This is a genomic window from candidate division KSB1 bacterium, assembly GCA_034506395.1.
GTDB lineage: Bacteria > Zhuqueibacterota > Zhuqueibacteria > Thermofontimicrobiales > Thermofontimicrobiaceae > Thermofontimicrobium.
Genome location: JAPDPQ010000004.1, coordinates 136,493 through 148,016 on the forward strand (window position 1 = coordinate 136,493; position 11,524 = coordinate 148,016).

Genomic DNA, 11,524 nt, shown 5'->3' on the forward strand with positions numbered 1-11,524 from the left:
GAAATGAAACTTTAAGCCAATAGCAAAGCGGACTTGTCATGATGGTCTTACACCACGGAATTTCAAACAGCTTTTTCCCTTATCGGACGAATAACATTTTTCTCACCTGTTTGAATTTCTCAGATTCCAATTTGAACAGATAAACACCGGTGCTTACAGCATTGCCTGCGGCATCACGCGCATTCCAAACTTTCGTATAGATGCCCGGTCCCACCTCTTCATCGATTAGCGTAGCGATCAATTGCCCCATATTGTTGTAAATCGTTAGCCGCACATGGCAGCGCTCTGGGACCTGGAATGTTATGGTGGTTTCGGGATTAAATGGATTGGGATAATTTGCCTCCAGGACGTATTGCGCCGGCAAATGTTCAATTTCGTCCGCTACATCAGTGGATCCAATCTTGAAGACCCCAACATTTTTGCTCATGGTGAACTTCCACGTCGGATCAAATGCGATTACCCGCCAATAATACGTCCCATGAGCTAGCGATTTGGTTTTGAATGTAAAAATTGTGTCCTGCAAGTTATTAAATTGATCCATCACATGATTGAATAACACATCTTGGCTCAGACTCCATTGATAGATCGGGATTTCTCCTGGATCGGCATCGGATGATCTCTGCCAGACGAAACGGATGGAATCGGGGGCTTCTGGGAAAAATGTGCCGACTGGGAAAATCAAGGAAAATGGTGATGGTGGATCAGGCACGGATAGCACAATGATTTTCACGTTACGAGTGGCAAATCCGCCTGCATCGTCCAATACCTGGAATTGAACCGTCTCCGTTCCGAACCAATTGCTATCGCCATAAATCAATAAGTCCTTCGTATTTGAATCCACCCGATAATGGGTTCGGATCATATTGACAATGAAAAATTGGAGGCTTTCCTTGGGGCTATCGATATCATTTGCGATGGCTAATAAATCCTGTCGTTTCAAACGTAACGTATCGTCCTCTTGAAAATATAAATCTGATATAAAGCCAAGGACCGGGGGATCATTGACTGGTATGACCTTGAAAACGGTGACACAGCTATCCTTTTTGCCACCGGGATCAGATGCAATAAACGTAACGACCTCAGTACCAGCCCATTCCGAATCTGGTACGGCGATCGTCACCACCCGACTAAATTCTTTGATGATCAGTGCCTTGTTACCTCTCCAGCTCCAATTTATCTCTGAATCTTTATGATCTGGGTCGTATACATATAGGTCCAATTGAATTGGAGTGAAGCTCCCATTCTCAAGAATGGTCTGATCTGGGATTTGTGACACTTTGGGTGGATCATTGAAATCACCAACCGTGAAAGTCGCGGAATTCTCTCCTGAAAGGCCGCCTGGATCTTTTGCCGTAAAGGTGATCGTTTCGCTCCCAGACCATTGCGGATTGGGAACCGCCACTGAAGTGACATGACTAACTGGGTCGATTTTAACCACTAATTTCGTTGCATTATGGCTCCAGGTCAATTCAGACTTTGCATTATCGACATCATTGACATAATCATCCAGATCAAAAGTCGCGAACGTTGCACTGTTATCAATGGTTTGATCTGGAATTTTTGAAACTACAGGCGGATCATTCACTGGATTCACTTTAAAGGTCACTGTTTTGTTATCGGACAGACCACCTGGATCTGTGACCTTAAAGAGGATATTTTCTGTGCCGAACCAATCTTGGTTGGGGGTTTGAACCGATGCTACCCGTTGGGTGATGGTGACAATCAATTGATTCTGCCCAGAAGCGCTCCAATTTAATTCGCTCTTGCTATTATCTGGATCTGTCACATAATCATCTAGCACAATATTGTTAAAGTTGCCGCCCTCGTCAATAGTTTGATTGGGGATTTGCGTCATCACTGGAGGGTCATTCACAGGCGATACGGTAAAAACCGTCGCTGTACTTGCAGATAGGCCACCGGGATCCGTCGCGGTGAAGGTGATCGTCTCACTGCCAGACCATTCTGGGTCTTTCACTGTAATGGTTGCGATGCGATTCGTAATGGTCACATTGAGATGGTTCATGCCGCTGGCCGTCCAAGTAATTTCAGCATCATTGTTATCAGGATCGGAAACATAATTATCCAGCGAAATCGGCGTAAATGAGCCTCCTTCATTAATGGTCTGGGGCGGAATCTGACTAACGACCGGTGGGAGATTTGAAATGACGACCTGCGCTTGATCAGTTCCCACACCACCATCATCGTCCGTGACCTTTAATTTAACAATATGTGTTCCACCCGTCTTAAAAGTCACCTGCGGCGATTGACCATTGGTCTCAAAAATGCCATCGTTATCGAGATCCCATTGATAGGTTAACACATCATTCCCAGGATCCGTTGCACTGCCATTCAATTGAACTGGCTTATTGATTTCTCCAGAATAAGGACCGCCAGCTTTAGCAGTTGGAGCGACATTTGCAATTGTGACGCTTTTGGTATCGGTTGCGGTCGCCCCTTCATTATCGGTCACGCGCAGTTTCACCTGGCCTTTGAAATCATCCGTGTATTTGAAGCTAGCTGTTGGAGATGCACTGGTTTGATCATAAGTGCCATCATTCTGGAAATCCCACTCGTACTTAACAATCTTTCCATCCCCGTCACTTGATTTAGAACCATCGAAATTAACGATGCTCCCCTCATCTGCCTGATATGGGCCTCCGGCATTAGCCACTGGCGGTTGATTTTGTGTCAATTTTAAATAGCGCATTTTGATCCCGCCGGGTGTTGGATAGACCACATAGAAATTGCTTTTGTAGGCACGAATGACCTGCTTATTGCGCCCCAGATCGCCTACGCTTTCTTCGGCAATTTTGATGCGATCGCCCCAGGTGGCACCGCCATTATCCGATCTTCGCACAAACAATCGCTGGCCAAAGCCCTCGGAATAGGCCACAATCACAATATTCCCATCAGCGCTTGCTGCAACAGAGCCAATTCCCTGCGGCGTGTCATCGCGCACCGGAATCTCATTTTGAACCGTCACGTTGACGTCGCGCACCAACTGTTTATTTACCCAGCGCGAATAGCGCACCGATGGTTCACCTCCGATGCTCTCATCGATCTCAGATCCATAAACGATGTGGACGTTTCCCGACGCATCGACAAATACATCGGGGGTACCGTTCGCCCCCTTCGCGCTGGAACTGTGGATTTCCAAACCTTCCCATTTTGCTCCTCCATCGAACGAGCGCCAGTACCATACTGGCCCGCCAGCCACTGGATAATCAGGACAACCCAAAATCATGTGAACTTGGTTTTGATAACTTGCGTCAATTTCAAGGCGGTCATCACAGCGGTAGCGATAAAAACCGTCCTTATCCCCCTGAAGTTGGCTCTTTAAAAACTTAAAATATTGCACCGGGCCAATCATTGGCTCATCCCCCTCTCCCGTTGCTGAACCCCGACCAATATGGGCGTAACCATACTTATCGATATCAATCGGGACTACATAGCCGCGGTAAACATCTTGCGACACCACAACTGGTGATGACCATCCAGTTGCTGTTCGATAGGTGTAATAAGAGGAATAATAATTTCCTCCCAATGGTTCTCTGAACGTCACATGAGGATTGCCGCTCGTATCCACGGCAATCGATGCCCCGAATGAATATTCGGATTTCTCCTTTTCGGTCCTCGGAATCACCTCCTGACGAATTAGCTTGCCGGAATTATCCATTTCAGTATAAACAGCACCAGTACCATTGACGATCGCTACGATGTGCAAATTCCCAGTTTTAGGATCAATATCCAGATCTGGCGACTTGCCATTCGAAACAGCGATCTCCTCGGACCACGTTTGTGCCCATGAAGGATGTCCCATAAAAAAGTTCATCAAAACATAAACAACCAATGTGACAAGAAAATACCTCATATTTTTTCCCTCTGTTGATTAAAAGTTCAATGAACCATGTTTGCAGCAACCCTCTTAATACCCACAAGCGATTCAGAATGCGGAGCTAAGAATGTAAAGCCTTTATCATAGATCAAAATTTCAGTTCGCAATGGAATCGATGATCTATTCTGCATCATTAAATACATCATTTGCAAGAGAGGGAATTTCACATGCAACTTTATAGCCATAGCAACTTGAATTGCAATTTTTTAAATAAAGGTAAAAATAACCAAGCTGGCGGTTTCAGTGAGTCAAAAATTTCCCTTGACAGTTGCTTTGAAAATTGATATAATATATCAAATCTTCATACGAATGAAATTTAGACATCAGCACCAATTCATTTATTAATCAGGAAATGAATTCGATAAAACGTCGCGATTTTCTCCAGGCCAGCTTAAAAGCGGCTGCAACTTTGGCGTTCAGTGGCGCAGCGCCCCATATTTCAGCTCAGGATCGTAAGGCCAGTTTTATTCCTTCCGAATCGCCGATTGTCTTAGCCCGAAACGATTTAGTTCGAGATCGAAACAACAAGCTCGTTTCGGAACAGGTCCAAAAGCTGCTTGATGGTGCACTTCAGCAATTACTGCAAGTGGACAAAACCGAGCAGGCATGGCAGCGGTTGTTCAAAAAAGATGATATCGTTGGGATCAAAATTAATTGTCTGGCTGGTAAGGGGATTTCCACCCATTCAGAATTGGTAGATGCAATTATTTCTGGATTGACCAGCGCAGGTGTTTCGGAGCGAAATATTATCATTTGGGATCGAGCCAACCGCGACCTTGAAAAGGCAGGTTTTCAGATCAAAACCGGTCGGAATGAGATCAAATGCTATGGGAATGACCAATTTGGTTATACCGCTGAGATTTACGAGTATGGATCCATTGGGAGCCATCTCAGCAAAATTTTGGTGCATCAGTGCACCGCTGTGATCAATGTCCCAATTCTAAAAGATCATGGCATCGTGGGCATGACTAACGCGCTGAAGAACTTCTTCGGAGCTATCCACAATCCCAACAAATATCACGACAATCGCGGAGATCCTTACATTGCCGATGTCAATATGCTCCCGGAAATCCGATCCAAGGTCCGGCTGATTATCACCGATGCGCTCACGGCACAATGCGAAGGGGGACCGCCGTCCATGCCGCAATGGGCGTGGAATTACAATGGTCTCGTCATCGGCTTCGACCCAGTCGCGATCGACATGATTGGCTGGGACATCATCGAACAAAAGCGCAAAGAGATGGGCTTGCCAAGCCTGAAACAGGCAGGCCGAGAGCCCAGCTATATCACCACCGCCGGGGATGCGCAACATCGCCTCGGCTTAAGTGATTTGAAGAAAGTAAAAATTATTCGGATATAAGCCATGAAGATCAATGGATTTCAAACGCGGCGTCATTTTATCAAGACCATGACGCAAGCTAGCGCCGCTTGTGCGCTGCTGCCCGCATTGGGGTCGAGCATTGCACGGACCACTCCGCAGCAATCGAGCAAATCAAAACTTACAGAAGCGCGATATTACGAAAAGCTGCCCAATCGAAAGATCAAATGCGTGCTTTGTCCACGGGAATGTGTGATCGATGATCAAGAGACGGGTTATTGTGGCGTCCGTGAGAATCATGGGGGCACGTATTACACCTTGGTCTATGGACGGCCGTGCAGCGCAAACGTCGATCCGATCGAAAAAAAGCCGTTATTTCATTTTCTGCCTGGAACGCTTGCCTTTTCGATCGCCACAGTTGGATGCAATGTGCTGTGCAAATTCTGCCAGAACTGGCAGATATCTCAGGCCCGACCCGATCAGGTGCCGAGCTATGAACTTTCACCGCAAGCAATCGCACAATATGCTCGGGACACCCAGAGCCGATCCATTGCCTACACCTACACCGAACCAGTCATTTTCACCGAGTACATGTACGATTGCGCAGAACAAGGACATCGACTCAATATTAAGAGCGTGATGATTAGTAATGGCTATATCAAAGCTCAGCCCATGAAGGACCTGAGCCGTGTCCTGGACGCTGTCAAGATTGACCTCAAGGCCTATACCGAAAAATTCTATCAAGAAATGGTCTCAGGACACCTACAGCCAGTGTTGGACACCCTGGTGCTATTAAAACAGGAAAATATGTGGACCGAGATCGTCTATCTTATGATCCCCACATTGAATGATAACCCCAAAGAGTTGCAGCAGATGTGCCAATGGATCGTGAAAGAACTGGGCCCAGATGTTCCGATTCATTTCACCCGTTTTCATCCTGAATATCGGCTGAAAAATCTCCCTCCGACACCACTCAAAACTTTGGAGATGGCGCGCAAAATTGCGCTTGACACGGGGCTTAATTTTTGTTATATTGGCAATGTGCCAGGCCATGAGGGAGAAAATACCTATTGCCCTGGTTGCAAAAAAATGGTGATCCAGAGGCTTGGCTTCCAAATCGTTAGCAATTCCATCACCAAGCAAGGCCAATGCAAGCATTGTGGTCATAAAATTCCTGGGATTTGGAGTTAAGGAACGAACAATGTCATCGCACATTATTCGCTATTGGAGTCTTATCAATTTTCTCTTACTTATTCACTGTCAAGCTCAACCCCAAAAGGAGGTTGGAAAACAGACGATGAACACTCAAGTAATACGCAGACCCGCGGTTGCTGGGACATGGTATTCTAGCGACCCAGAAGCATTAAGAAAGGAGATTAGCACTTATTTAGAGAACGCAAAAGTGGCGCATATACCAGGAGAGATTATTGCACTGATATCGCCGCATGCTGGATATGCCTATTCAGGCTTTACCGCTGCGAATGCCTATAAGCAGGTGAAAGGGAATCGTTATGATGTAGTGATCGTCCTGGCGCCCAGTCATCACGAGGCATTTTATGGGGCCTCGGTTTTCAATAAGGATGGCTATGAGACCCCATTGGGAGTCGTTCCTATTGCCAAAGAAATCGCTGACGCCATTATTGCCACAGATTCTGGCATCCGGTCAAGCTGGGAGGGCCATGGCAGCGAAGAACATTCGCTGGAAATCCAGTTGCCATTCCTTCAAGTTGCCATTCCGGATTTGAAAATTGTGCCGATTTCGCTTTGGGATTACTCATGGCAAAATTGCCGGCGTCTGGCAGACGCCATCACCAAGGCGGTTCAGGGGAAAAAAGTACTGTTAGTTGCCAGCAGCGACCTGTACCATGGATATTCGTATAAAGAATGCCAGGAGACTGATAACCGTACTTTAGCGACAATTCTCGAAATGAATCCAGAAAAACTCTGTGATGAGTTTCAAGGCCGTAATCTCATGGCCTGCGGTGCTGGCGGCATTGTGGTCGCCCAACTGGTCGCGATGAACCTTGGGGCCAACAAAGCGAAAATCGTCTACCAGACGAATTCGAATGATGTCACAAGAAGCAGAGGCGGCTATGTGGTGGGCTATGGGGCCGTGGCGATCTATAAAGAAGGCAAAACTTCTAAGAAATCCACCACTTCAGGTTTTGAAAGCGGCTTGAGCGACGCCCAAAAAAAACAACTGCTCAAGTTGGCGAGAACGGCAATTAAAAATGCCTTGGAGAACAAGCCCGATCCGATCTTGGAGTCGGATGACCCTATCTTCAAAGAAAAGCGAGGGGCATTTGTGACCCTCACCAAACATGGCAATCTTCGTGGCTGCATCGGTTACGTACTGGCCTACAAGCCCCTGGACGAAACCGTGATCGAAATGGCCAAAGCTGCAGCCTTTCGGGACCCGCGTTTTCCAGCCGTCACAGCCGATGAACTGGACGATTTGGAAGTTGAAATCTCGGTCCTGACACCCATTCGAGAGATCACCGATGTCAATGAAATAGAGGTGGGCAAACATGGGATCATTATCGAGCGAGGCGTTTATAGCGGCCTATTGTTGCCGCAGGTTGCAACCGAATACGGCTGGGATCGAGAGACCTTTTTGGAACATACGTGCAATAAGGCTGGACTGCCAAGCGACGCATGGAAAAAAGAGGGAACCAAGATTAAGATTTTCTCGGCAGATGTTTTTCATGAGGAAAAGTAAAGAGAAAAACGTTATTTCGAAATAATCAAAAAGCCGTTCTTTTCTTCTGAAGAAGAACGGCTTTTTTAAATTGCTCGCCGACGAAATTGCATTCAATCTGCTATCTGAGGACATTCACACTCAACAATAACTTGTTCTTTTCGACGTTATTCCACACCACGTCAACCCGCAAAATATTCAACCGATCACTCAGTCCGAGGCCAAACTCATGATAAATCCCCTCAGTTGTGGCAGTCGGCGCATTAATATTTGATGCAAAATTTTGGCTCCTTTCTGACAACTTGCTCCACCCGATTCCGCTCCACAGGTGCAGTTTCAAACCCTTGACCAATCCCGCCTTCAAGCCCCGGTGATAAAATTCGCTGCCATTGATGGCATACTCCAGCGTGGCATTGACCATGCGATCGCCAGTGAAGGCTTTGTAATCAGCGCCTCGTAAATTGCCGTGGTAATTCAAAAACGTCTTGCCGCCAAAATCGAACCAGCGCTGGGGCGCGAGTTTGCCAGTGGCAGCGGCACCAGCAGTGAAAAAGGTCAGGTCGCTGAATTCGGTGGGACGAAATCGTTTCTGCAGGCTCCCTTTGATGAAAGCATAAGAGAAATCACTGCCGAGATTTTTCATGTCCGTGTACTCAGCCAACAGGTCGAGATCGAAGTTATAAATACGGTAGAGCAGGGTCGCCTGGAGTCCATTGAACCTGCCCTCAGCAATCTCTGGATTCAATCGAAACGGCTGGCTGTATTTGAACAGACTGAATCGGGTGTGATTAGCAGCGCTTTTTTCTTCCTGGGAAACAAATAAAAGCTTCATCGCCAGATTCTCTGACGGCAAAAATCCCAGTCCAAGATTGGCGCCCTGTTTGTAATAATAATCGCGATAATCGCCTTTGTACAACAAGCTGGTGAAAGTATTTTTGCCAGTGGTGATCAACCGAGAGGGCTCTTCGTAGCCAATGGATCGATAAACATTGGTTTCAATGAACACATTTTTCTGATGATTCAAAAAGACCAGCAGCGCGGCATCGCCCTTCCAGCGCTGGTCTTTGAAGCCATAGCCAGCATTGACAGAAATGGCTGAGTTTTTCATGATCAAATTAGAAAGGTTGAAGCCATAACGGACCGCCAATCCCTCAACGCGATTGTAGCGGAAATAATTGGCAATCTGCTGAGCAAAATGAAAGTAGGGACCGACCCGTTGCTCCCAGCCAATTTTTACCGCCTGCTCCGCGATCGCATCCGACTGAATCAAATCGGTTAGCAGCTTTGCCGATAAAAATCGATCCTCGATCTGTTTGATGATCTGATCCTGCTCTTCTTTGGTCAGCCGATTTCGATAGGTCGTGTCGGGTATGACCTTTTTCTCCAGCTCAGGATCAATCTGGTAAACGACTTTTTGATCGATAATTTTCGATGAATCGGGCAGCTCAGCATTCACCTCATAATTGGTGAATTCGATGAGCCGATAGATTTTGAGCTTGATTCCCATCCAGTGGATTTCAAACTCTTCTTCGACATGGGCTGGCAGCCAATACGATTCATAAAGCAGCACCTTCTCGGTTTTCACTTTATGATTTTCCGATCCACCCAGACTGAACGTAAAACTTCTTTTTTTGCCCGTTTTATCGCTTACCATTGAAGCCTGAGTATAAGAAGCCGCTTCATTGAAGATCACTTCGGAACCGACCACTTCTTGCTTATTGACATCCACCATAAATTTTCCGCTTACCGCGGGAATATAGGATTTGGTCGGCGTCACCTTTATTGTAACTACCTTATTTTCGCCAAAACCAATCTCGTTGATCTTTTCGTAGTGATAGACCGAATCAGCGCCAATAGCAAATGGATAGAGCGGCCATTTTTTTCGAGTAGTAGAATCTGCTGATCCTCGGTTGATGCCAAAGGCGGAGGGATCGTAAGTAAACTGAAACGGATTGGGCAGCGGAATAAATCCCCCATAGCGGATCTTTTGCGTATCGGGTTCAACCGTGCGCAGGGCTTTGATGATGATCCTGAGCGAATCGGGCTTCATCCAGATGCCATTGAAATAATAATCCTCCATGAACGGAATCAGCTTGATATCAAAGGGGCCATAGCCAAAATAGATATAAGTTTTCGACCGTCCTTCGAAAGTCACGGAATTGATCTCGTCATACGAGCGCTGGCTGTTTTGCTGAACCTGTTTGACGAATTCGGTCAGTTCGTCGGGGGCAATTGCGAGAGCGAATCTGAAAGATGATAAGAGAATAACTGTCAAAGTAGCGAGCACGAATTGACCAAAGCCAACATGCCAGCGATAGAAGGTTGCACCATCTTTTTTCATGATAAAAGCCTAGGCGAATTTAACATAGCCCGATAGTCAATTTGCCTGATTAGAAAGAAGAACCAGGTTTCATATAGAAACCTGGTTTTCGATTACGACAGCTACTTCAGGACTATCTCGATTCGCGACTCTTGATTGATCGGCATCGACATATTGGCAGGACCCGAGACAACAATGGTCCCCTCCATAAAATTATCCAAGTTCGCTTTGACAGTCAGCCCTTCCTTGAATGCAAAATACCAGATGCCAGTCCCTTCCATTTCTCCCTCAAAATTGAGATCCGCGCCCATTTGTTGACCAGAGCCTTGCAGGGAAGCTTTGGATTTGGTGGCGATCTTCAGACAGTCAAAGTTGAGCATTTTTTCAACACCTTCGAGCGTATTGGTCGTTTCAGACAAAACCTGAATTTTTAATCCAGATTGAGTGAGGTCAGTCGTATCCTGCTTGGTCCAGCTCTCACCTATTTTCACAGGTGTGTCAGGTAAATCGGACAATACGTTCCTGAAAAATGTTTTGATGCTTTGCTTACCGCCAGCCATCATCCCAAAATCCACAGTAATCGAATCCGCACCTGGCATCTCCAATTCCTTGCCATGCTTTGTGAAAATTAGCGTGAAAGATTTGCCGATAAATCCGCTCAAATCTGGTCTAATTTCACGACCCATTGCGTTGGCCTCAACACTGATTGAATCGACCATCACAGTCGCCCGCAAGTTACCCTCCTTATCCGCACCTTGATTCTGAATTGAGTATCGAAGATACGTCTTATTGATCGTTTCGATATTTTGGCCCATCTGTTCCATATTGGTTTTCTGATCGGCTTTTTGCTCGTAGCTCCAAACAGCACCTGGCAACGGATGGTAGCTCAGGATATATCCGCTTTTTTCGTCTCCCCAGAACGGCTTTTTAGCGGCGCAGCTGAAGGAAATCATTGCTATGATACTGAAAAGGAGCAAGCAGTTCAACAACGCATGAAAATTTCTTTTGTTCATTCTTTGTTCCTCCGCATAATGTTCAATTTCTCTCTGCTTGGGAAAAAACGTCTAATCAATGCACCCGTCGATGCGATTAGACCAGCAGAGCCAGTTTTTGATTCCAATGAAATTCCAAAAATCTTTTTCTTCGATTATTTCAAGCGGCAAAACCCACCTCACTCGACATCGGGTTTTGCCATCCCTTGTTCCTTCTATCACAATATTGCGACCTGGCTTTATTTATCCCACAAAAAGCCGATCATTCACATTACTCACTGACTACTGATTGCTGACCACT

The 11,524-nt window shown here is 46.2% G+C and carries 6 protein-coding genes; 3 read left to right on the plus strand and 3 right to left on the minus strand.

Annotated features, from left to right (window positions below; translation table 11 throughout):
• Positions 1–79: 79 nt before the first annotated feature.
• Entirely contained in the window at positions 80–3,871 is a 3,792-nt protein-coding gene (locus ONB37_04055; protein ID MDZ7399323.1) for a tandem-95 repeat protein, read from the minus strand.
• Positions 3,872–4,247: 376 nt separating this feature from the next.
• On the opposite strand from ONB37_04055, the gene ONB37_04060 reads away from it, so the two are divergent.
• The 3 genes from ONB37_04060 (at position 4,248) to amrB (ending at position 7,932) form a co-directional block, all read left to right on the plus strand.
• The gene (locus ONB37_04060; GenBank protein ID MDZ7399324.1) at positions 4,248–5,255 is read left to right on the plus strand and encodes a DUF362 domain-containing protein; all 1,008 of its coding nucleotides are present in this window, start codon (positions 4,248–4,250) and stop codon (positions 5,253–5,255) included.
• A 3-nt stretch (positions 5,256–5,258) separates the two neighbouring features.
• Positions 5,259–6,404: an AmmeMemoRadiSam system radical SAM enzyme gene (gene amrS / locus ONB37_04065; protein MDZ7399325.1), complete on the plus strand. Its 1,146-nt coding sequence runs from the start codon at positions 5,259–5,261 to the stop codon at positions 6,402–6,404.
• 106 nt (positions 6,405–6,510) lie between these two features.
• Positions 6,511–7,932: an AmmeMemoRadiSam system protein B gene (gene amrB / locus ONB37_04070; GenBank protein MDZ7399326.1), complete on the plus strand. Its 1,422-nt coding sequence runs from the start codon at positions 6,511–6,513 to the stop codon at positions 7,930–7,932.
• Between the two features lie 100 nt (positions 7,933–8,032).
• Here amrB and ONB37_04075 read toward each other — a convergent pair whose 3' ends face one another.
• Entirely contained in the window at positions 8,033–10,252 is a 2,220-nt protein-coding gene (locus ONB37_04075) for a DUF5686 family protein (protein ID MDZ7399327.1), read from the minus strand.
• A gap of 101 nt (positions 10,253–10,353) precedes the next feature.
• A complete protein-coding gene (locus tag ONB37_04080; protein MDZ7399328.1) occupies positions 10,354–11,244 on the minus strand; it encodes a DUF6263 family protein in 891 nt (296 codons plus the stop codon).
• Between the last annotated feature and the right edge of the window lie 280 nt (positions 11,245–11,524).